This is a genomic window from Dysgonomonas termitidis (genome assembly GCF_054657735.1).
Window position 1 is genome coordinate 2,924,164 of record NZ_BAAHYD010000002.1, and the last position, 23,045, is coordinate 2,947,208.

Consider the following 23,045-nt stretch of genomic DNA (forward strand, 5'->3'; position numbering starts at 1 on the left):
ATGAATATATTAAGGTCTTACAAGCGTACCCGGCTTTTTCTGTGGGTGAATATAACAGGACTGGCTATCGGGCTGGCTACTTCCATCATGCTGATTCTTTTTATTATAAATGAATGGAGTTATGATAAACATCTTGTAAATAATGAGCGGATAGTGAATCTGGTAACCATAGTAGACGATAATGGCAATATACGTAAAAACGGCATAACACTACGCACTGCTTATACTGAACTTCCGGCAAAAGTTCCGGGAATAGAAGCCGCCACTCAAATATATGATGCCGGGAATACTGAAGCTATAAATAACCTCGAACATTTCCAGAATTTAAGGCTTATTTTTGCTGATCCTGATTTTTTCAAGGTATTTTCTTTAAAGTTTGTAGAAGGTACGCCTCAGACTGCCCTAAACGATATGAACTCATTTGTCATCACCCGTCAAAAAGCCGAAGTTATATTTGGGAGCGCAAGCAATGCCATGGGGAAAACCTTGAAGATCGACGGAGAAGATGTTACCATTTCGGCAGTAGTCGAAGAATTTCCAAAAAACACTCATTTCACCTTTGATGTAATGGGAAAAATTCCTCAATACATGGAAGATTATTATAAAGGACTGGAATTCAATACATATTATCTTATAAAAGCTGATATTCCGATGGCAAATGTTACGGCATCCATTGAAAAGGAATATGCTACCCTGATGAAACCCTGGGCTGCTAACTTCGGAGCAAAAGCCTATGGCATGACACAGAATGTCACTGATATATACATGCATTCTCTGGCCGATAGCCGTCTTTGGAAACGCAGCAGTACGACTTTTATGTGGTTGTTATCGGGATTGACCCTCTTTATACTGGTTTTGGCTATAACAAACTTTATAAACCTGTTTATGGCACAAGGAGAAACACGTATGAATGAAATCGGAATACGCAAGACGAATGGTGCACGTGTACAGGATATTATCGGGCAATTTTTCAGGGAAGTATCGCTTATTGTCTTCGTTGCGTTTGCCGCCGGATTCATTCTGGCTGTCGTCTGCACGCCTTACTTTGCCGATCTGATAAAAAAGGATATAGACCTGATGCAGTTGCTGAATCCTGCATTTATAGTATGTATTATAGCTCTCTTTATTATTACTGTCGTACTGTCTGCATTTTATCCTGCATTTTATTTGAGCCGTTACAATCCACTGGACATTCTGGGTAAACGTATTAAATTTTCGAAACGCAGATTGAATACTATTGTTGTAATCTTCCAGTCTGTTATAACAATTGTACTTATTTCGTTCATTCTGATTATCAATAAACAGACTGCTTACCTCCAAAATATACCGTTAGGCTATAATCCGGATGGCGTAATGTGCGCACTGGTTACAAAGGATATATCCAAGAGTTATGATGCAGTAAAACAGGAATTACTCAGTTTACCTGAAATAAAAATGGTAAGCGGAGGCCATCATATCATTGGCGAAGGATGTAGCGGGCAACTGATCGCATTATTGGAAAGCAAAGAAAAAGGGCTTTCAATAAACGAATACAGAATTATGAGCGGATTGTGCGAATTAATGGAATTTAAGCTGCAGGAAGGGGAGTTTTATAAAGAAGAAACCCCTGACAGCATCCGCCAGATCGTATTAAACGAAGCCGCTATAAAAATGCTGGGACTTACTTATCCCGTTGTTGGAAAACAAGTTTACTACAAAGGTACCAGTGAAATTATAGGTGTCGTGAAAGATTTTTATTATGACAGTCCGGCCAATAGTATAGCACCTATAGTGCTGACCCGTGTAAGAGGAGCAGGACTTCTTTATATAAAGTATGATGAGCATGTGAGCAGAAGAACTGCTCAGGAAGTAACAGTAAATACTCTCAGAAAATTTGATCCCGATTTTTATCTTAACCCGATGTGGAGCGAAGATATATATAAGGCTAAATTCGATACCATCAAGACTCAGGGAAAAGTTATAATGATAAGCTCATTCTTATCTATATTTATTGCTATGTTGGGATTGGTGGCCATGCATCTCTACAGCACTATGCGCCGTATAAAAGAGATCGGTATAAGGAGAGTGAACGGAGCCAGTGTAGAAAACATTTTCACACTGCTTACACGTGATATTATAATATGGATTTGTATCGCCGGAGCGATAGCTATGCCTATAGTGTACTATTTCACTACCGAGTGGCTCAATAATTACACGAACCGTACAACTCTCGGTTGGAGTATTTTTCTATTTCCCATACTGATTCAATATATTATAGCTATTTCAGTCACATCGTTGGTTAGTATCAGGGTATTATCCAGGAATCCCATAGAAGCATTAAAGACAGAATGAAAAGATGAAAGCCATATTCAGTAATTTTATTTACACAATCAAGAAATTCAGAGTGTCGGGTATCCTTAATATACTCGGACTGACCGCCGCCTTTGCCGCATTCCTTATCATTGCCATTCAGGTAGATTTCGAGTATAGTTTCGAGAAGTGCCATTCCAATGCGGGCAGGATATACAGGGTGGAAGGTACCAACTTCAGGACAGGCGAAGACTGGCCGATTCATTCACGCCCATTTACGGCTGCCGTAATAGCGTCTTCACCGCATATTATCGCCGGTACGCTTATTAATCCTTATATAGACGAATTCTACGTTACTGTCGATGAAGGGAATATACAGAGAGGATTTAAAGAAGCTTTTACTACCTGCAATACAGGTATAGTAAAGATGTTCGACTTCAAGATGCTCGAAGGGCAGGCCGATTGCCTGAAAAACCCCGAAAATGTAATGATTCCGAAGAGCATAGCCCGTAAAATGTTTGGTGATAAACAGGCGGTAGGTAAACAACTCAACCTGACCGGAAGTTTATGGTCGAAACAGGATAAAGGATTCCTGATTATAGGCGGTGTATTCGAAGATTTCCCCGATAATACTCAACTGAAAAATTGTATTTATACAGCAATAGCAGAAAATTATGCAATAAGCGACTGGGGCAGTTCTAACTATTTCTGCTACATCCTGCTCGACAATAATGTATCCCCGCAGGAAATAGCTGATAATTTCAATAAGAATTTCGATTTTACCAAGACTTTCAATGAAGATAATGAAACAGGGATAAAGCTGACTCCACTCCCGGCTGTTTATTTTCAAAACAGTGATCCTTCAGGCAAGTTCGTGAAAAGCGGGAGTGAAACCACACCCCTGTTGCTGATTACTATTGGCATCATCATTATAGTCATAGCCATTATTAATTATACGAACTTCAATATGGCGTTGTCCCCGATGCGTATGCGTAGTATAAACACGAGGAAAATACTGGGAAGTACCAATACATACCTCCGGTTGGGTATTATTTCGGAGGGTATCATCATGAGTTTCATCTCATTTCTTCTGGCTATAGTTGTTATTGTCATCCTGGATAAAAGCAATGCGTTACCTTTTATTCATGCCGGTATAAATCCCGCAAAGAATATTTTTCCGACTGTTATGACAGGACTGATTGCTGTTGTAGCCGGAATCATTGCGGGCATACGTCCCGCTTATTATATGACATCCTATTCCCCGGCATTAGCCCTGAAAGGAAATTTCGGTCTATCGCCTTCGGGCAGGAAACTGCGGACTATATTGATCGGATTTCAGTTCCTGGCATCTATTGTACTCATCATAACTTCATTCTTTGTCTATAAACAAAATCTATTTATGCAAAAATATGCACTCGGTTATAACACAGAAAATATAGCTGTTGTCGAACTGCCACAAAGCATTGCATGGAAAGATAAAAACTCTTTTACGGCCGCGTTGAAAGACAATCCCGTTATAATAGACGTGGCTTTCTCCCATCAGAAGTTCGGAGCTTCGGATAATTACCGTTCATGGGGCGCGAAATATAAAGATGAAAGTATTGGTTTTTATTCACTGTCCGTATCATGGAATTTCCTTGATGTAATGAATATAAAAGTCAAAGAAGGACGTATGCCGGATGAATCAGTGAAAAATGATTCTGTTGTGTCGTATATTATAAACAGCAACCTGCAAAAAAAATATGATATAAAACCGGGTGAAATTATAGATGTGGAATGGAGCAGGACTCACAGACAAAATAACGACGGACGGGTACTGGGTGTGATAGACGACGTAAAATTCAGGTCGCTGCGCAACCGGTCGGAAGATATGGCTTTTGTTTTCAATGACGGCAATTTACAACCATATTCGTATATACGTATAAAAGCCGGCGCGGATATAAGGCAGGCTGTATCATATATTGAGAAAACCATTTCGGAATTCGATCCGGCATACCCGGTCAAAATAGAATTTTATGACCAGGTATTCAATAATTTGTATAAACAGGAAATAAGTACGGAAGCCACCATAAGCATATTCAGCATGCTGGCTGTTATCATATCCATTGTCGGGGTATTTGGTATAGCCATGTTTGAATGTGAATACAAGCGTAAGGAAATAGGTGTGCGAAAGATCCTGGGCTCCGATGAATTCGAGATACTGATTCTTTTCAATAAGAATTACCTTTTGATTTTCATTATATGCTTTATCATATCCATTCCTGTCAGTCATTGCATTTTAAATCGCTGGCTGGAAAATTTCACTTACAAAACTCCTTTAGAATGGTGGGGATTTGTTTTAGCCGGTATCCCTATACTACTTATCATTATACTGACAGTCAGCTGGCAAAGCTGGCGGGCAGCAACGGTTAATCCTGTCGATTCATTAAAAAACGAATAAAATAAAAAATAATTTAATATTTAAAGTTATGATACAGATCAATGATTTAAAGAAAGTATTCCGTACCGAAGAAGTGGAGACAATCGCTCTGAACGGTATATCCATGCATGTCAACAAAGGCGAGTTTATTGCTATTATGGGACCTTCGGGCTGCGGTAAATCTACCCTGCTGAATATTCTGGGACTGCTGGATAATCCTACATCCGGTCATTACCTGCTCGACACCAACGAAGTCGGTAACCTGAAAGAAAAAGAACGCACACAGACCCGCAAAGGAAATATCGGGTTTGTATTCCAGAGTTTCAACCTGATTGAAGAAATGACCGTCTTCGAAAATGTGGAGCTCCCCCTCACCTATCTGAAAGTAAAAGCATCGGAACGCAAAAAACGGGTAGAAGACACTCTCCGCAGGATGAGCATCAGCCACAGGGCAGGCCATTTCCCCAACCAGCTATCAGGAGGTCAGCAACAACGTGTTGCCATAGCACGTGCCGTAATAGCTAATCCTAAGCTGATACTGGCCGATGAGCCGACCGGAAATCTGGATTCTAAAAACGGAAAGGATGTGATGGACCTGCTCACAGAACTTAACAGGGAAGGTGCAACTATCGTCATGGTAACTCACTCCCAGCACGATGCGTCATTTGCTCACCGTATAGTGAACCTCTTTGACGGGCAGATCGTCACCGAGGTGGAAAGCATAATGTAATATCCCCATATGGACTTGCTCCCCTATGAATTAATGAAGTAATATACTTATGAAACAATTTTTCAGGAATTTCAGGAAACAGAAAACCGTGGGTACACTTAATATTTGCGGATTAAGCCTCGGCATCATGGTTTCCGTCACAGTCGGTCTTTGGGCTATCAATGAATTGTCCTTCGACAATTTCCATAAGAACGGAGAAAGAATGTACCGGGTAGTGCAAAACTTTCGGTATAGCAGTAAGCCGGTCAGAGCAGCTACAGCATTTAAGCCACTCGGGGAACTGGCGGCAGCTGAAATTCCTGAAATAGAACAGATGTGCCGTGTGGTGATCGAAAATAACGGAATAGAGATAGATCAAATTACATATTTTAATGTAAGAAATATTATTACCGACCACAACTTCTTTTCATTCTTTACCTTTCCGTTGAAAGAAGGGGATATAAAGACTGCCTTTTCAGCTCCGGACAATGTTATTTTCACAGAATCTGCAGCAAGGAAATATTTTCCGAACGAAAATCCTATGGGTAAAACGGTACGGTTTCACGGATGGACGTTTACAGTATCGGCAATCATGTACGATATGCCTAAGAATTCGCATATACAGGCAGATGTTGTTTTTCCGTTATTCTCCTTTTTCAAGGATTGGCAATGGGAGAGCAGTTTCAATTACGATACCTATTTTATCCTTTTGCCCGGTACAGATATTCACTCAATCGAGAATAAGGTGACGCAGATTAATAAGCGCGGAATATCAACATTCATTCGTGATGCAAATTTTTCGGTAGACCTGGAGCCTCTCAAAGAAATACATTTCAGCAAAACGAGTGCAGGCTTCGACAGTGCAGTAAAAGGGAATAAGGGGCTGTTAAATACTTTTATAGGCGTGGCGATAGCAATCCTTATTATAGCCTGCATCAATTTTACAAACCTTTTCATCTCCACTTCTTTTATCAGGGCAAAAACCATTGGAATCAAAAAATCCCTTGGCGCCGGCAAAAAGCTTCTTATAGTGGATTTTTATAAAGAGACTGCCATATATATCCTGATTGCCATCTTTTTGGGTATATTACTTACAACGGTGGCTCTTCCCGTTTTCAATAATTATACACGGTCCAATGTGGTTCTGGATTTCTTCTCACCCGGATTATATATCTTTACTGTTTCCCTGTTCATTATAACAATCCTTATGGCCGGTTCATTTCCCGCATTCCAAATGACTAAATTCGGAGTTATAGAAACCCTCAGAGGAAAATTCCGTGGCAAGAGGATGTCTGTGTTCCAAAAGATACTTATAATCATCCAGTTCACCACATCTATCTGTCTGCTCATCATAGTCCTTTTCTTTGCTAAGCAAATAGATCAGATACTGGATCAGGACTTGGGCTTCGACAACAAAAACATCGTTTACATGAATGGCTGGAGAGACTTTGGCCGCGATTATAAAGCCCTGCGTGAAGAACTGGTACAAGACCCGTCTATCATGGATGTGGCGATGAAACAATATGATCTGCCTCTCGAAATGGGCAACGGAATCGGTGGTAAGAATGTAGAGAACGGAGAACAGATATTACTTGACCTGTCGGAAGTATCGCCCAATTATTTCGACTTCTTCAGGATGGAATTTATAGCCGGTGAAAATCCTTTATATCAGGAAAGTGCGGCGAGTTCGCGGTTCTGTGTGCTAAATGAACGGGCTGTTCAGTTACTGGGGCTTAAAGATCCTGTCGGTAAATCGTTCCAGATAATATCCATAGGAGGAAAACTTAGTGAAAACGAAGGGAAGGAGTATGTTGTGAAAGGTGTAATACGCGATTCATATGTAAAATCGTTATATCAGGAACCTGATGCTCAGATGTATCTCAATTTATCGAGGGACGACCACAACCCGATATTCTTCAAGATCGCCGGAGACCCTCAAAGAGCAATAAGAACCATAGAAAAGAAATGGAAGCAAATGTTACCGAATGTACCTTTCGAATATCATTATCTGGACACAACATATGAGGCTCAGTATGCTTCTGAGATGAGCGCCCGTAATGTATTAAGCTATGCTTTGGTTATCACGCTGATAATTACAGTCATGGGGCTATACGCGATGATATTCTACTCTACACAGAGAAGGATAAAGGAAATAGGCATCCGCAAAATAAACGGGGCTACGGTTCTCGACCTTCTTGCATTATTAAACAAGGACACTATAATATGGATAATCATCTCGTTCCTGATAGCCTGCCCTGTCTCGTATTACTTTGTAGCCCGTTGGCTGGATGGCTTTGTAGTAAAAACATCATTGAGCATATGGGTATTTCTGGGAGCCGGAGCTTTGTCTTTCATCATCGCAATGCTTACAGTCTGTTATCAGACATGGAAAGCAGCCAATATGAACCCTGTAGACGCCATACAAAATGAATAGCATTAGTTTCCATAAATAATTGTGGAGGAGTATTAAGGATTTAGAAGCAGGCACACTCTTTTTCTTTCTTTCCATGTTTTTAGCCTTTTGCTCCTTCTGCAATTCATGTTAAATCAATAAGTTAAAGAACTCTTTATGTACCATATACCGTTTATACTCCGCCGCTTCCTGAAAAGTAAAAGTCTCCGTATTATAAATCTGCTGGGACTAACCCTCATATTTGCCTGTATACTGGTTTCCTATACATACATCAAGCGCGAACTTAGCTACGATAAGTTTTACAGCAATGCTCACCGGATAGCCCGCATGACTCTTTCATATGACAACAATACAGCCGACGGGCGTATTTATGGTATTTCTGCAAAACAAATATGGCAAAACATACCCGAGATAGAAGACGAGTTCAAATTGGAGCTGGTAAACACGGCAATACTAAACCATAATGGCAACAAACAAGTATTAAACAACCTCTTCTTCGCCAGTGAGAACTTATTGAATATCCTCGACATCCCGTTAATAGAGGGCAACAGCAAAGAAGCATTCAGTTCCCCCGAAAGTGTCATCATCAGCGAATGCCTCGCACACCAACTCTTTGGCAGGACGGATGTAATCGGCGAAAAAATAGAATTGAGCAGCAGACGAATCGAATCTACTGTCCGCTTTATAAGTGGAGTATTTAAGAACATGCCCGAAAATACCCACTTCCATAGTGATATTATTATCCATAAAGACGATTTCGACAATTCTTTCTACTATACATACCTGTTGTTGAAAGACGGTTATGACCTCACTGACATTCAAAGCAGGCTGACTGCCAATTTCAAATCACAAAACCCGGATAACGAGAATGCCGTAATCAGTCTGATGCCGATGACCGACATCCATTTGCATAGCCATTTACTGCGCGAAATGGAAACCAACGGCAACATATACTATGTTTACCTGATAGCAGGCGTAAACCTTCTTCTTCTTATAATCGTCCTGTTCAATCTGTGGCTCAATTCCAGTGTAATCTTCTCTTACAATAAGCGGTATTACCAGTTGCTGAGAATGAACGGAGCCTCCTCTTCGGCTGTAATAAAAGACGAGATATGGGTTTCGCTACTCTTAGGCGTTATCTCCATATTAGCAGGGAAATTACTGTCGGTATTCATCGGCAGCTATTTTTCCATCTCATTCTCCGCATTATCTTTGAGCGAAACAATCATCATAGCCCTTCTTTTTATCCTTTTCACCATCTTTGTATCTCTATTGCCTATACTTATCAATATGTCGGCAACCATCTTTCTGAATGAACAGACAGACTTGCAGCAATCCCGTTTTTCTATATCCAATGTAAAATACATGCTTATAGTGCAGTATAGTATCGTCCTGTTCATTATCATTGTAGGTATCGGTATCAATAACCAGATGGCCCTTATCCGCAACACTCAGGTTGCAGGCAACAATGACAGTATACTTGTATTTGAAGAACAACCGTACGAGGTCATAAAAAACTATACAGCCTTTCGGGACGAGCTCCTCAAACATAGCGAAATAGAATCGGTTACAGCCGCTATGCAACTACCGGGAATCGCTGTCCGCGATATGATTGCCATAACCACACAAGGGAAAGAACCGGTATATATACCCGTACTGGTAGTCGGTGAAGACTTTATGCAGACTCTCGATATAAAACCTGCGGCCGGAACACTGTTTCCTCCTCTCCGGTTATCATATGCGGAAGAAGAAAACCTTCAGCAAAGGAAGATGTATGAAGAAGGCTTTAAATCATCCCACAAAGACAATATTATCGTCAACAGAAAAGCACTTGGCCAATTAGGTTTCTCATCTTTTGAAGAAGCTATCGGAAAAGAGGTCGGCATAGTCCACAACTCTCTCGACTATTTCCCTACAGGAATAATCTGCGGAGTAGTTGAAGACTTCACATATACCAATGTCTATGAAGATGCCATCCCTATGGTTATACTCCAACGCAATATGTTTATGAATTGCTTCATCATCCGCATTGCTCCCGGCAGGAACGAACAGGCTTTATCTACCCTGAACTCTGTATGGGCCACATTAAATCCTGATTATCCGATCAACTACAAATTCTTGTCCGACTCTTACAAATCCCTATATGAGAACGAACTGAACGCTGAGAAGGTCGTTCTGTTCTTCTCCATACTATCTTTCATTATCACTATCCTCGGACTGATTATATTCATGGCCTTTATGATAAAGAACCGTATGAAGGAAATCAGTATCCGCAAAGTAAATGGCGCTACCAACAGCGAGATCGTCTTTATGCTCAATTTGGGACTGTTGCGCTGGATATTTTTATCCTTTATCATAGCGATGCCCGTTGCATGGTATGTCATGGACAAGTGGCTCGAAAACTTCGCATATAAGACAACCATCTACTGGTGGATGTTTGTCCTTGCGGGAGTATCGGTTTTTCTGGTTTCTTTCCTCGCTATCAGCTGGCAAAGCCTTAGGGCAGCCCGTATCAATCCTGCAAAATCATTAAAAGGGGATTAATAATAATCACTTCTTCCCTTTGAAATTCTCTATCGCTTTCAACAGGCGGTCCAAAGGACTGACATCATAGCGGAGATTGAATCGTATATTATTAAAATCCAGCTTGTTGACCACACGTGTAGTAGCATTGTATTTCTTGGTATACGACTTGCCTACAAGGCGATAGATATTATCAAGGTCTTTGGCCGGATGCTCCCTTGCTTGCGGATCGGAAGCATAGGGATCGAATCCCAGCTTATCTTTTATAAAGCGCCCTGTCAGCCGTTTGTCTATTTTCCTGAAATGGTTCGTCTCGGCCAGGAACCACGCTTCTATTTCGTGTACGGCTATAATGACGTCAAAATACTGAGCATCATTTTTCAATTTATTGGGAAGAAACCGCAACCCTTTTTCCAGTTTTTCCAGATCGTCTATCGGCAACGGGTACAGGTCGCGTAGGCCAATGATCATTTCATAACCGTTTTTTCGTAAAGTCTCTATATTGTCCAGTATTTCAGATTTCACACGGTTGTCCGAGCCACAGTCGAAAATGAGTACTTCATATTTCGGATTACGCGAAAATGAAGAGTTCCGCACAATCTCTACTTTCGGTATATTCACTCCTCCGCGAAACTGTTTCTGTATAATATTTATCTGTTGAGTTCCCAGAATTTCCTTTATCAAGCGATTCACGAAAATCTGCTCGGTCTGTCCTTCAACAAAAAAAGCAATCCGTTTCATCAATCGTTATCTTCATCTATAACACCAAAGCCTTTTTTGAAAAAGTCCGTGGCAAGAAAATCAAAGTTATTCAGTCCTGTGTATTTAAAATCGTCGAACGTATCTTTCGAATTGGTATAATCGTAAAATATAGATTTACTACTCTCCCGCCCTATCACAGACCAGTAGCGAAGGGGTATCTGGTTCATAACCTGCCTGTCGTTGGATGTCATAAAGAACTGCATATTCGATTTGTTGACTTTCTTTATAACCAGATCCATCATCTTCTTCGAACTTTCGAAGTCAAGGCCTTCGCCCATATCATCGATAAGCAGGCAAAGGGAAATATCGCTCAGCCGGGCATAACTCAACATAATAAATAAAGATAAGGCACGGAACATTCCCTGCGACATCTCGCGCTGCGAGATGGTATATTCCCCGTCTTCTTCAATAAAGATACCAAAGCCGCCACGGGTTTCCTTTATATCTATATTTGTGATTGAATAACCCAATTCCTGCATACCGGCTTTAACTTCCGATATAAACGTTTCACCAAAAAGCTCCCGCCCCTTGTAGAATGTGTATATGAGTACATCCGGGTCGTCTATGTCATGGTCGTCCCCGTCTATTTGGGTATAATCTTTTACCAGGCGATTCTTTTCCAACTGATTGGCAAACAGATAATTCTTTAATGATTCACCCCATGATACAAGGTTCGCGAAATAGGGTTTGCCTTCGGCATCGCACTGCGCTATGGCGATTTCGAAACCGGCAACTTCGAACGGAATATTTTCTCCCTGAGGGTTTAACAGTATCTTTTTTGACCTGTTCAGTAATACTTTATTATTGATTGTCAATACCTCATCCGAAACTATTCTGTCCTTAAAGGTCAAAGAATATTTGTATTTATCATTATTGCCATTGGTAAATACCAGTTCGAACAATTCGGACGGACTGATTGCATATTTCAAATCTATCCTGCCCGATAGTAAGTCCGCAATTTCACGAATGACATTCAATGTGCGGCTCTTGCCCGAAGCATTTTTGCCTACCAGTAAGTTTATATTGTTGAAATAAGCATAATCGCCGTCATTCCCCACAATGCTCCATTCGCGGGGTTCTCCTACATAGCGGGTATATTTTAAAGCACTTAGTATCATTCAAGTAATAAGTTTAGGGTATTACGAATAAGTATATATTTGCTGTTACAGACTCAAATATACGCTTTTTTTCAGTAATCGGTAAATCTTATTACGACGTAGGATGAAAAGACGAAAAAAAACAGGAAGGAGTTTTAACTTAGCCGGTGATCCGGCTTACACAATCTGTGGAGAGAGCTTTTTCCCTGCCTGCGTTTTGTCTTTTTGTCCGTTAAGGGCCGGTCTTTGAAACGGGGGTACTGAAGCGTTTTTGGTTCCTTTGGAGAATTACAAGCAACATTTGATCGCGCATGGCAGGAAACTACTGACTGACATAAATAACAGGCAGGTACAAAACAAGATACATACCTGCTTTGTTTTATAAGAACAAGAAGGGTTTGCTTTTACATTCATTCTACAGAAAAACAGATATAATTGAGTGTCGGGATGAACACTGAACACTTCATAATATTTATTATATTTTTTTCAAAACAATAAAATGAAAAATATTATCGCCTTGTCATTTATCGTTTCCTTCCTGCTTGCATCTTCCTGCACAAATAAACAGCCTGAAAGAAGTGCTGTATTCGACTATACCCATGATAGTCTCAAAGTGAAAACAGACTCTGTTCCTGTAGAGCTGAGAGATTCGCTGTTGAGCAGGATACTCGATATTCCGGAAGTGAAGAAATATTCGGAATATCTGGAAAAAGAAACGTCCGGCAAACAGGGTGCGACGGCATTCATAGACCCCGCAAATAATACGGAACAGCGCTATACGGTAAACGTAGGTCTTAGCAGTGAAGGTCGTTTCGATACGGTTTATATCTTCTATGTGGATAAGAGATCGGGAGATATATCGGTTCTGCATCAGCCGTCCGGGCAGGATTATCCATTAAGTGAGTGGCAGAAGAGGTATGAAAGGTATATGAACGGTGAAAAAGATGCATTTTCTTCGGAATAAAAGCTACGGGAGAAGGATCGGAACTTATTATTTTTTTTACCTTTGAACAACGTTAATTTAACAAGGAAATACACATGAGAAAAATTAAAATCCTTCTGATAATGGCTCTGTCAGCTATATCTGCCGTTGCATCGGCACAAAATGACAAACCTCTCCGGCTTGCTGTGGCAGGCCTTTCGCACGGACACCTATGGGAAGTCCTTTCCCGCCTCGACAGGGGTGACTTCGAAGTGGTAGGCATTGCCGAAAAAGACACCTCCCTATGGAACAATAAGACATTACGGGCAAAAGTAGATAAAAGCAAATTCTTTGAGAATCTGGACGAAATGCTGGATAAAACCAAGCCCGAAGCCGTTATCGTATATGAAAGCATATACGACCACCTGCGTGTAATAGAAGCCTGTGCTCCGCGCGGCATACATGTAATGGTAGAGAAACCGCTCGCTACCACGACTAAACAGGCTAAACGCATAGCCGAACTGGCCCGCAGGCATAATATAATGGTGCTGACCAATTATGAAACGACATGGTATGCCGCCAATCATAAAGCTTACTACCTGATTAAGAATGAAAATTTGATTGGCCGGATATCGCGTATAAATGTATATGACGGACATCAGGGACCCGTAGAAATAGGTTGCGGTCCTGAATTTCTCCGCTGGCTTACCGATCCTGTGCTCAATGGAGGCGGGGCTGTTGTTGACTTCGGCTGCTATGGGGCAAACCTGAGCACATGGTTGATGGGAGGCCGGAAGCCTGTCAGCGTATCCGCTACCTTGCAGCATCTGAAACCGCAGGTTTATCCCAAAGTGGACGATGATGCCACTATTATGCTTGAGTATCCTGATGCCACAGTCGTTATCATGGCTTCGTGGAACTGGCCGATGAGCCGCAAGGATATGCATATTTATGGCGATAAAGGCTATATATACCAGGATAACGCGAATGATATGCGTGTATATTCGGATAAGAAAGAAAATAAGATGGTAGCCGAGAAACTGGCTGCACCGTACAACGATTCTTTCTATTACCTCAAAGCTGCCGTACGTGGCGAAATAGAGGTGAAGCCTACCGATTTGTCATCGCTGGAAAATAACCTTATAGTCGTAGAGATACTCAATGCGGCCATAGAAAGCAGTAAGACAGGCAGGAGTGTGAAATTGTAGATCATCCAACCAAAATAATAAAATGGAGTTGTCTCAAAAGCCGGAGAGATAACTCCATTTATATTATTACAGTTGGTAATTTTAAATTTCCTGTATCTAAATTTTAAAATCGCGCAATAGCGGGAGTATTTTCATTCTTTCTCTTTTCTATATCATAGATTAAAACACTGCAAAAAGGAAATACGCAGAAAAGGATTTTATAGATTTTTTTTCTTTTCGGCGATATATTTTTATCATCCTTAGATTTTATAAACAGCATTTTTGGGTACGGTATATATAAAACTACTCTCTACTCTTTGGCGGAATATCTTTCTCTCAACCTTTTATTCGCTTCCAAGTAGTAAAATAGAAGTCCCAGAAAAAGATTAATGCATGTAAGGACTATATACACTATTTTCCTGTTAGAAGATATATATTTATTATTAAGTATCCTTTTTATCAACCAAATAACAACAAGAACATAGATTGCAAAAATAACCACACCACTTATCTCTAATAATAGATATTCTTTCATAATTGTATATTCCAGTTAAAATCCAAACAAATTGGATGATTATTTTTAATTAATTTCAGTTTTATATCTTTATGTCAGGATGTTAAGAGGAAACAGGCACTGCTGGGGAGCAACCTGTCAGCAATAAACATCCTGACGGTACGCGGTAACGCTACTTGGGAGGCCGGTTTTCTGCCTCTCTTTTTAAGTTACCGATACTGTCCGTATGGCTTAAAAAACCCGATATTAAATCCTTCGGTAAACAGACTTTCCACAGCGGTCAGTCTCTGCCGCAAGTTCCTGCATTAGTTCACAAAGGCGAGAGGAGCAAACTTTTTTAAGCGGACTTCAAAGCCGCAACAATTATGTAGTATTCTCTCTCGGAAAATCCGTCTACCGGAAGGAAGTTCTCTCTATGACACAATACCATTGATATATTCTGTTTTGTGTTTCAGTACGAAGAATAATCTGTTAACCAGTTTACGCGCCACCTTTACGATGGCTTTGCTTGGAGCCATCCTTTTGCAGTTATGCGTGTAGATCAGGTTCATTGCAGGATCTTGCCGGATTGCCACCCACGCGGCCTCAATCAGATTACAGCGCATAGCAGCGTGCTTGCGCACGGTAATATCTCCTGTCCCATCTTTTTCTCCGCTTGAATGACACATGGGGATCATACCGATATAAGCCGCCAGTTGTTCGGCATTCCTGAAACGGGATATGTCGCATATCTCCGACAGGAACACCATACCCGTGGCCTGACCGATACCCGGAACTGTCATGATTAACCGTAGCGGTTCGCGGAACTGTTCCGTCCTGGCCAGAGCCCGCAAGGCCCGCGTCATCTCCAGCTTCTGCCTGCGCAATTCCTCCAGATGCCTGATCCGGATGTCAAGCGACTGACGGCCGACAGATGTGAGTGTCTGTACCTCCTTCAGCCAGACGATGAAGCGCTTCGACCAATTAGAGTACGGCTCCAGATACTCTACGGGAATCTCTATCCCCAGATAGCGTAACTGTGACTTGATGCGGTTCTTCTGCCGGGTCATGTCTTTCGTTATCGAGTTTTTCAATCTTATCAAAGAACGCATCTCCAATGACACACTGTCCGGCGTGTAGATGCCTTTCAGCTCTTTAGCCCGCAGGCTTCGCGCCAGTTTTCCACTGTCTATGGAATCGGTCTTACGCAGCTTTTCACTGCTTTTGGTCGGAACATCGGCCGGATTTACAACAATATTATCAATTCCTAACCCTGTCAATCTTTCATGTATCCAAAAACCACAGAATCCCGCTTCGTATACCGAGTGATAATCCGCTCCCGGATAATTCGTGACCAGAAACTTATACAACGCTTCCGGTTCTGGTATTTGGCTAAACTTCTTCATTACAGAGGTTTCCGACAAAACTGTTACCGACCAACTCTTCAAATGAACATCTATCCCTACATAGATATTTTGTCCTTTGAAATCTAATTCCTTTCTTTGTCTCATAAGCTATATTCTTTGAGGTTAATAAGTAAGTAATCTCTATTACTAAAATTAACCAAAAACATATAGCTTATTTTTTCTACTCAGCCATCGCTTCCGATTTTAAACATAGGAACTTTTTATGTTATTTATTAAAAATCTTCCGGAACTTCCGCCATAGTCTCTTCATCCTTATCCTCCTTTTTTATTATCGTTTCCTCCTCAGGCAGATGTATCATTTCTTCCGTTACCCCAAGTATTTATTTCTTATATTAGTTAATGTTGTCCTGTATTTATCAGTACATTCTTTACAGGAGGATGCGACAGACGCTCCGGCTTTATCATCAATATCTTTAACTATAATATCCAGGTGCGTAAAAGTTAAGTTTTGTTTTTAAGGCTTGTGTCATAAATATACAATTAAAATTATGTAATTTAACAAAAACAAAAAAAATATAGCTGCCCAGTTATTTTTTTCTATAGCCTGAAGCATAATATAGAGAAAGTCCTGATAATAAAAGCCCTCGCAACGAAGTACATATAATCTTTATCAAAATTCAAAATATTTATCTATAGAATAAAGCTGTCAGTCATTAGCCTTCAGCTTTTATAAATAATATATTGACAAACGACAGCCTCTTTGCCGCCTCCCCTTTGGAGAGGGCGAAAGGAGCCAAACATTTAGCATTATGAAATATTCCAACAAAACCGCCACACGTATCATTGAAATGCTGGAACAAGACCTTTTCGGTATTTCCGAGATTTGTAAGATCGTTAATATCAATCCAAAGACTTTCTACGACTGGAAGAAAACCCGTTCCGATTTCAACGACGCGGTGGATGATGCCATTACCCGCCGCGAAGAGACGCTTGTCGCCTCGGCACGTATCGGACTGAAACAATTGTTAGAGGGTTATGTACAGAAAAAAGAGAAGGTCACCTATGTCCCTGACAAGGACAATCCGGTGGAGGATATGGTGAAATGCCGCGTAGTGGAAAAGAAATTCTGCCCGCCGAGCATCCGTGCTATAAAGTACGTGCTGGACCGTGAGGAAAGGAAGAAAGACAAAGACCGTTTACTGGCATCGGAGCGCCATCCGCTGGTCATTGAAGTACAGGACGAGGAAACCCGGCGTCAGCTGATGATATTAAAGGAGAATGGCTTCCGTCCGGGCGGCTCGCTCAATCCGGAGGTAGTGGCGGCCGTGGATAAGGAACTGGAGGAGGAAAACAAAGTGAAAGGAGAAGAAAGAAAAACGAAAAACGGGCATGAGCAGACGGAACAAGTTATAGAGCATCCGCCTGTCATACAATTACCTGTCGCCCCGTTAGAAAAACCCAAGCCGAAGAATCTCTATCCGTTTCTGCCGCCGGGATATACATCGAGAACAGATTAATTTCTGGTTACAAGTTTGCCTCGCCTTCGCTTCGGCGAATGTTATTTCTTCGCCCCAGGGCAGTTACGAGTTACAAGTAAAGAGGTTATTCTTCATTCTTAATGCGAATCGGCAGTTAAGTTTTTACGTTCGGTTTTTTTCTAACGCGACAGTCGGCTTGTATTTTTAAGATCATTATTTGTTCAAAAGCTACGTCCGGCACCACCGCCTCCGAAGCTACCACCGCCTCCGCCACCAAAGCTGCCTCCTCCGCTGCTCCATCCACCGCCGGAAGAACTTCCGCCTCCCCAGCCGCCGAAGCCGCCTCCAAAACCTCCGCCACGCCTGCGCCCACCCGAAGAAGGGCCTCCTTTGCTATTTTTGGAAATAAAATAGAGGATAAGTAATACAGCAACTACAAGCACGATATTTGCAATAAGAGAGCTGCCCTGATCATTATCTTCATCAGCTTTAAATTCTCCCGCCAGATATTTAATAATGGCAAGGGCTGCCGCTTTGGATGCATTGTAATAGTCCCCCGTTTGCAGATATGGGATCATATATTCGTCTATGATGCGGCCACAACGGGCATCGGTAAGTATATGTTCCACACCGTAGCCTGTGGCGATGAATACTTGCCCGCGTTCGTTGCCTATGCGCGGTTTTATCAGTATAAGCACACCGTTATTCTTGTCTTTTTGTCCTATACCCCATTTTTCACCCAGACGTGCGGCATAGTCCGATACGGCATACCCTTGCAGGCCGGTCACCGTTACCACATATATCTGTGTAGATGTGCTGTCATTATACGCTTTCAGTATCTGCTCCAGTTCGTCACGTTGCGGGGTTTCGAATGTCCGGGCAAAGTCGTTAACGAGCCTCGGAGGCGACATTGGAGAAGGCAGATCGTCTTGCGCCTGTAATGAAATGGCGACAAACAAAAGCAAGAATATTCTAAATATCCGTTTCAATTTTGTAATATGTTAACTGCTGACTATTGATTGTTACCTAATTAAAATTCTACTTTAGGCGCGCTCTGAGCCGATGCGTCCGCTTCAAAATATCCTTTCTTTTCGAAACCGAACATGCCGGCAAAAATATTTTTAGGGAACATACGAATGTAAATGTTATAATCCCTCACTTTTTCATTAAACTTATTACGTTCGGTAGATATACGGTTTTCTGTTCCGGTAAGTTCATCCTGTAAGGCAAGGAAGTTAGTATTTGCTTTCAGGTCGGGATAATTTTCCTGTACCATCAGCAAGCGTCCCAGGGCAGCTCCCAGTTGTCCTTGCGCTTCCTGGTATTTTTTGATATTTTCTTCAGTCAGCTGGTCTGCGTTCACATTCATTTGTGTTGCTTTTGCACGGGCATCCACCACTGCCTGAAGAGTTTCCTGCTCGTGTGTGGCATACCCTTTCACGGTGGCTACCAGATTAGGAACAAGGTCGGCACGGCGCTGATAAGCATTCTGTACCTGAGCCCATTGCGAAGTTACACCTTCTTCTTTTCCTACCATACTGTTCTGAAGCGACTTTGCATACATAAATACAATCAGTCCGAGAACCACAAGCACAATAATGGCGATTATTCCTTTCGTTAATTTCATTGTTTCTGTTTTTTTGAATTAATATCAGATATATTTATGACTAAAACAACAAGGGAGAATGTTTTGTTGCTGTGATATATAATTAAGCCATAAAAGTATTAAATTATGTGGAGATTTCACTTAAGTAAGGTCGGTAATTAGGGCAAACGCGCGAAATTTAGCACCTGCTTAAATTTTATAGCTGAACTTTTTTATAATTATTCTGAGATATTTTTTTTGATACCAGCGGCCAGCGCAGCTAATTAGCAGCCTCGATCAAAAGTAAAAATGACACCGGATTTATTTTAAAAGAACCCTATGAAAAATTTTCGTTAAATTTTAAACGGGCTCTTGATCTTTTCAAAAAAGTTTATCTATATGTATATGATAGCTTTTAGCCATTAGCTGATAGCTTTTAGCTCTTTGAAATGATGAACGAGCCCCCAAGGGGGACTTACAGAGAGGAAAAAAAGGAACAGATAAAAAATAGTGGAAAAGTGTAACTTTTGCATACGCTTCGCTCCGCTCAGCAGGACAACGTACAGCACTGTTCACTGATATATCTGTTACTTCTATTACTTTTTAACTGAATATAGTCAATAAATCTAAATGCGCCGATAAATTATAAATCGGGTTTTGCTTCTTCACGCCTTTGCGGGAGAATATTATTATATATTAATATATCCATAAAGAATAATTTATAACTTTAGGCATGTTTCAAGGATTCAATATCTCCGGTTAGGTGTACAAATCCGGGCAGGCGGCGTTAACTCTGAAAAATAAAAAATAAAAAACTATGGACAATCCTCCATACAAAGAAGATATACTGAAAGACGGATTCGAGTCGCAAACCCTCAAATTGGGAGATGATTACGAGGGCACAGTTACAGCTACCCTTATACGCCGCCTGTGCAAAAGCGGAGCCGAAAAAGCGATATTGTACATACACGGATTCAACGATTATTTCTTTCAGTCGGAGATGGCGCACCGCTTCAATGGCGAGGGGTTTAATTTTTATGCCGTCGACCTGCGAAAATACGGACGTTCGTATCTCACCCATCAAAAATTTAATGATATACGCAATCTGAAAGATTATTACGAAGAGATACTCCAATCTTTGAATATAATACATAGCGAAGGAAATAAAGAGATTCTTCTGTTTGGCCATTCCACAGGCGGACTTATTTCCACTTTATTTGCCAAAGATCATACGAACAGCAGATTGTTTGATGGACTGATACTCAACAGCCCCTTTTATGAATTTAATCTCGCTAAATGGATCAAAAGGCTTTTGCCCCTTGTATCTTTTATCGGGCGGTTTATCCCTAAAGTTACTATTCCAGGAGGGTTCAGCGAAGAATATGGGAAGAGTATCCACAGATTATACAGGGGGGAATGGGAATATATACTGGATTGGAAGCCTAATCTCGCTCCTAAAATAAATCTGGGGTGGTTGCGTGCAATTCACAAAGCCCAAAGTGAACTGAAAAAAGTATTCTATATACCTAAGCCCATATTAATATTGCATTCAGCTCAGTCGGTAACGGATATCAAAAACTTGGAACAAGTATCGGGCCGCGATGCTATATTGAATGTAAATGACATTGAACGCATAGCGCACAATATAAAAGGTAATGTGGAAATACTTTCTGTAGAGGGAGGATTACATGATCTGATATTATCGGCGGAGAATGTACGAAACAATGTCTACAATATGATATTCGATTGGATAAAACTAAATGATCTGTAACTCACCATTTCTTTTTCCTACCCTATCTGTTTCCCGGGATAAGGCATTCTATTTGCATTGTGTATATATTTATTAATTAGATAATTAAATGCAAGAATAGTGTATTGTTTAATATAAATATAATCCATTCTCATATATGATCTTATATTAATTATTATATTTTGTTTAGATGCTAAAATAAGAAAAACCTGATTTAATAAGGATTTTAAAGAGTAATTTATTATTTAATAATCAGATGTAATATATTACGAACAATGTGTATATAAATAAATATATCGACCATTCTCAAACTGTTCTATCTTTTGAACTAAAAAAAACGTTAAAAAATATACTTCTGATAATATTACTGATCCTTATACATACCTATTGTTTCTCCTATAATCTTCAAATCCGACTATCAGAACATTTATTCCTCTCAATAGGGCTTTTATTAACCGGTTTCATTGATGAACTTTACAAAACGATAAGTCATATAAGGAAATGATGCAGCTTTCTAAAAATAAAGAAACAGGTACCTTACAGGAAAATAATATTTCCTCGGTTTTACTTTCGGCAGTATCTCAACTGGCAAAGAACATTGAAACTAAAAAGCCGGGCTATCCGGCAGATCGCTGGAACGGTAGTTTCTGAATAAAATTATCTGAGTATGAAAATAGCACTATTCCTCAAAAAAGACATAATAGACGAAGCGTACCTGGATACAGTACCTATTATTGTATTGCACATAGACAGTAAATCGGTAGTGGAGATAGAAAAAGACATTATCGTGAAGAAAGACGTCAACTATGTAGCGCTTTGGTTATTAACCAACCGCATCAAAGAAGTGTATGTAATGGATATTGACCCTCTGGTGAAAAAGCTGTTTGAAAAGCTGGGAGTTGCAGTCAAAAAATTCGAAGACATAGAAAAGCATCCTCTGCTAAAGCGATTTATGTCATGAAGCAATATCCGGTATGGCCGGTCTCTTTCTTTATGTCGGAAGGATTCATGCAGGTTAATACCTGTTTTTCAAAATGTTACTACAGACATCTACCCTGCCTTATAATTATAAAACTTAGTTTTCCCGATACTGCACCGGTGTCATTCCAGTATGTTTCTTAAAAAAGCGCCCGAAAAAAGACGGATTGGGAAAATTCAGTTCTTCCGAAATCTGCAAGATAGTCAGGTCTGTAGTCTTAAGCATATATTTTGTAGATGAAATAAGTATCTCATTTATCCACGAGAAGGCTGTGCGGCCTGTACGTTCTTTTATGATGGTAGACAGGTATTTGGGTGTCAGGCACATCTTATTGGCATAAAACTGGAGCGTTTTTTCCTTTTTATGATTATGCAGTAATAGCTTGAAAAAAGTAAAAACCTGCTCTTTCTGATATGAATTAGCATCTGACATCGTATCTGTTGCGGGATTATCTTCCGATTCCTTTATTTTGTTATAATAAATAGCTCCTACTTCTATTAATAACGCGTAGAGGAGACTTTTCGCCATTTGTTCCCTAAAGGGATGATCCCGACGTTTGTATTGGGTTACAATAAATGAATGGAACTCAAGCAGTTTCCCGGCTTGCGCCTCCGATATATGAAGGCAGGGCGACTGTATTATGCTCATCGAGATATCAAAATTACTTGAAACAGGTATTTCCGTTAGAAAATCGGGTGAGAAAATAAGGAACTCAGTCATCATGTCGTCACTCTGTTCAATGATCTCGAGTACATAACTAGGTAAAATGGTCAGTATAGTTCCCTTCTTGGTTTCATATTCCTTAAAGTTTATCTTTATCTTTCCCACACCGCTGATGCAAATGGCAAATACCACCCCGTCGATAATGATGGGATAGTTCGATGACATAGAAGGGAAATGTACCGCCTTATCCGATACGATAAAGTTTTTGATCGCGAACGGGTCTATCTGTTCCGAAATATCTTTGAGTTGTACTTTAGATAAGTTCATATGGTCTGTTATTATTTCTTCACGCTATCGGTATAAATAATTATCGGCACCCGGGGGCCTTATGAGTTCTTACCCGTAAAAT

At 40.6% G+C, this 23,045-nt stretch carries 16 protein-coding genes; 10 read left to right on the forward strand and 6 right to left on the reverse strand.

All coding sequences use genetic code 11. The features are described from left to right. The 5 genes from ACYQ3L_RS16160 to ACYQ3L_RS16180 all read left to right on the forward strand — a co-directional run bounded on the left by ACYQ3L_RS16160 (position 1) and on the right by ACYQ3L_RS16180 (position 10,374). The gene (locus tag ACYQ3L_RS16160) at positions 1-2,331 is read left to right on the forward strand and encodes an ABC transporter permease (protein WP_380001167.1); all 2,331 of its coding nucleotides are present in this window, start codon (positions 1-3) and stop codon (positions 2,329-2,331) included. A 4-nt stretch (positions 2,332-2,335) separates the two neighbouring features. Then, positions 2,336-4,729 carry an ABC transporter permease gene (locus tag ACYQ3L_RS16165; RefSeq protein ID WP_380001165.1) on the forward strand — a complete coding sequence of 798 codons (2,394 nt, stop codon included), beginning with the start codon at positions 2,336-2,338 and terminating at the stop codon, positions 4,727-4,729. 28 nt (positions 4,730-4,757) lie between these two features. Further along, positions 4,758-5,438, forward strand: coding sequence for an ABC transporter ATP-binding protein (locus ACYQ3L_RS16170; protein WP_380001163.1), 681 nt, complete (start codon positions 4,758-4,760; stop codon positions 5,436-5,438). A 49-nt stretch (positions 5,439-5,487) separates the two neighbouring features. After that, the gene (locus tag ACYQ3L_RS16175) at positions 5,488-7,851 is read left to right on the forward strand and encodes an ABC transporter permease (RefSeq protein ID WP_380001161.1); all 2,364 of its coding nucleotides are present in this window, start codon (positions 5,488-5,490) and stop codon (positions 7,849-7,851) included. Positions 7,852-7,986: 135 nt separating this feature from the next. Beyond that, complete coding sequence (locus ACYQ3L_RS16180) at positions 7,987-10,374, forward strand: FtsX-like permease family protein (protein WP_380001160.1); 2,388 nt, start codon at positions 7,987-7,989, stop codon at positions 10,372-10,374. A gap of 6 nt (positions 10,375-10,380) precedes the next feature. On the opposite strand, the gene ACYQ3L_RS16185 is transcribed toward ACYQ3L_RS16180, so the two are convergent. Both ACYQ3L_RS16185 and ACYQ3L_RS16190 read right to left on the reverse strand, forming a co-directional pair. Continuing rightward, a complete protein-coding gene (locus tag ACYQ3L_RS16185; protein WP_380001159.1) occupies positions 10,381-11,094 on the reverse strand; it encodes a DUF4276 family protein in 714 nt (237 codons plus the stop codon). Beyond that, a complete protein-coding gene (locus ACYQ3L_RS16190; RefSeq protein WP_380001158.1) occupies positions 11,094-12,233 on the reverse strand; it encodes an ATP-binding protein in 1,140 nt (379 codons plus the stop codon). The genes ACYQ3L_RS16185 and ACYQ3L_RS16190 overlap by 1 nt, the downstream gene beginning before the upstream one ends. A gap of 478 nt (positions 12,234-12,711) precedes the next feature. Here ACYQ3L_RS16190 and ACYQ3L_RS16195 point away from each other — a divergent pair, with 478 nt between their 5' ends. Together ACYQ3L_RS16195 and ACYQ3L_RS16200 are read left to right on the forward strand one after the other, a co-directional pair. Continuing rightward, positions 12,712-13,176 carry a hypothetical protein gene (locus tag ACYQ3L_RS16195; protein ID WP_380001156.1) on the forward strand — a complete coding sequence of 155 codons (465 nt, stop codon included), beginning with the start codon at positions 12,712-12,714 and terminating at the stop codon, positions 13,174-13,176. Between the two features lie 74 nt (positions 13,177-13,250). Beyond that, entirely contained in the window at positions 13,251-14,342 is a 1,092-nt protein-coding gene (locus ACYQ3L_RS16200; RefSeq protein WP_380001154.1) for a Gfo/Idh/MocA family protein, read from the forward strand. Between the two features lie 906 nt (positions 14,343-15,248). Here ACYQ3L_RS16200 and ACYQ3L_RS16205 read toward each other — a convergent pair. Further along, positions 15,249-16,325 carry an IS110 family RNA-guided transposase gene (locus ACYQ3L_RS16205; RefSeq protein ID WP_380002099.1) on the reverse strand — a complete coding sequence of 359 codons (1,077 nt, stop codon included), beginning with the start codon at positions 16,323-16,325 and terminating at the stop codon, positions 15,249-15,251. A 665-nt stretch (positions 16,326-16,990) separates the two neighbouring features. On the opposite strand from ACYQ3L_RS16205, the gene ACYQ3L_RS16210 reads away from it, so the two are divergent. Continuing rightward, positions 16,991-17,698: a hypothetical protein gene (locus ACYQ3L_RS16210; protein WP_379995193.1), complete on the forward strand. Its 708-nt coding sequence runs from the start codon at positions 16,991-16,993 to the stop codon at positions 17,696-17,698. Between the two features lie 182 nt (positions 17,699-17,880). Here ACYQ3L_RS16210 and ACYQ3L_RS16215 read toward each other — a convergent pair whose 3' ends face one another. Together ACYQ3L_RS16215 and ACYQ3L_RS16220 are read right to left on the reverse strand one after the other, a co-directional pair. Beyond that, entirely contained in the window at positions 17,881-18,648 is a 768-nt protein-coding gene (locus ACYQ3L_RS16215; RefSeq protein ID WP_379995195.1) for a TPM domain-containing protein, read from the reverse strand. Between the two features lie 41 nt (positions 18,649-18,689). Further along, on the reverse strand, positions 18,690-19,286 hold the full coding sequence (locus ACYQ3L_RS16220; protein ID WP_379995197.1) for a LemA family protein: 597 nt from the start codon (positions 19,284-19,286) through the stop codon (positions 18,690-18,692). Between the two features lie 775 nt (positions 19,287-20,061). On the opposite strand from ACYQ3L_RS16220, the gene ACYQ3L_RS16225 reads away from it, so the two are divergent. Beyond that, positions 20,062-21,015 carry an alpha/beta hydrolase gene (locus ACYQ3L_RS16225; protein ID WP_379995200.1) on the forward strand — a complete coding sequence of 318 codons (954 nt, stop codon included), beginning with the start codon at positions 20,062-20,064 and terminating at the stop codon, positions 21,013-21,015. Positions 21,016-21,661: 646 nt separating this feature from the next. Continuing rightward, positions 21,662-21,955: a hypothetical protein gene (locus tag ACYQ3L_RS16230; RefSeq protein ID WP_379995201.1), complete on the forward strand. Its 294-nt coding sequence runs from the start codon at positions 21,662-21,664 to the stop codon at positions 21,953-21,955. A 114-nt stretch (positions 21,956-22,069) separates the two neighbouring features. Here ACYQ3L_RS16230 and ACYQ3L_RS16235 read toward each other — a convergent pair whose 3' ends face one another. Beyond that, positions 22,070-22,963, reverse strand: a complete 894-nt coding sequence (locus tag ACYQ3L_RS16235; protein ID WP_379995203.1) for an AraC family transcriptional regulator — start codon at positions 22,961-22,963, stop codon at positions 22,070-22,072. Positions 22,964-23,045 lie beyond the last annotated feature (82 nt).

Coding starts and splice junctions, on each gene's coding strand:
- ACYQ3L_RS16185 (WP_380001159.1), bottom strand. CDS start 11,094: ATGAAACGGATTGCTTTTTTTGTTGAAGGACAGACCGAGCAGATTTTC.
- ACYQ3L_RS16225 (WP_379995200.1), top strand. CDS start 20,062: ATGGACAATCCTCCATACAAAGAAGATATACTGAAAGACGGATTCGAG.
- ACYQ3L_RS16190 (WP_380001158.1), bottom strand. CDS start 12,233: ATGATACTAAGTGCTTTAAAATATACCCGCTATGTAGGAGAACCCCGC.
- ACYQ3L_RS16230 (WP_379995201.1), top strand. CDS start 21,662: ATGAAAATAGCACTATTCCTCAAAAAAGACATAATAGACGAAGCGTAC.
- ACYQ3L_RS16210 (WP_379995193.1), top strand. CDS start 16,991: ATGAAATATTCCAACAAAACCGCCACACGTATCATTGAAATGCTGGAA.
- ACYQ3L_RS16175 (WP_380001161.1), top strand. CDS start 5,488: ATGAAACAATTTTTCAGGAATTTCAGGAAACAGAAAACCGTGGGTACA.
- ACYQ3L_RS16200 (WP_380001154.1), top strand. CDS start 13,251: ATGAGAAAAATTAAAATCCTTCTGATAATGGCTCTGTCAGCTATATCT.
- ACYQ3L_RS16235 (WP_379995203.1), bottom strand. CDS start 22,963: ATGAACTTATCTAAAGTACAACTCAAAGATATTTCGGAACAGATAGAC.
- ACYQ3L_RS16205 (WP_380002099.1), bottom strand. CDS start 16,325: ATGAGACAAAGAAAGGAATTAGATTTCAAAGGACAAAATATCTATGTA.
- ACYQ3L_RS16170 (WP_380001163.1), top strand. CDS start 4,758: ATGATACAGATCAATGATTTAAAGAAAGTATTCCGTACCGAAGAAGTG.
- ACYQ3L_RS16160 (WP_380001167.1), top strand. CDS start 1: ATGAATATATTAAGGTCTTACAAGCGTACCCGGCTTTTTCTGTGGGTG.
- ACYQ3L_RS16180 (WP_380001160.1), top strand. CDS start 7,987: ATGTACCATATACCGTTTATACTCCGCCGCTTCCTGAAAAGTAAAAGT.
- ACYQ3L_RS16195 (WP_380001156.1), top strand. CDS start 12,712: ATGAAAAATATTATCGCCTTGTCATTTATCGTTTCCTTCCTGCTTGCA.
- ACYQ3L_RS16220 (WP_379995197.1), bottom strand. CDS start 19,286: ATGAAATTAACGAAAGGAATAATCGCCATTATTGTGCTTGTGGTTCTC.
- ACYQ3L_RS16165 (WP_380001165.1), top strand. CDS start 2,336: ATGAAAGCCATATTCAGTAATTTTATTTACACAATCAAGAAATTCAGA.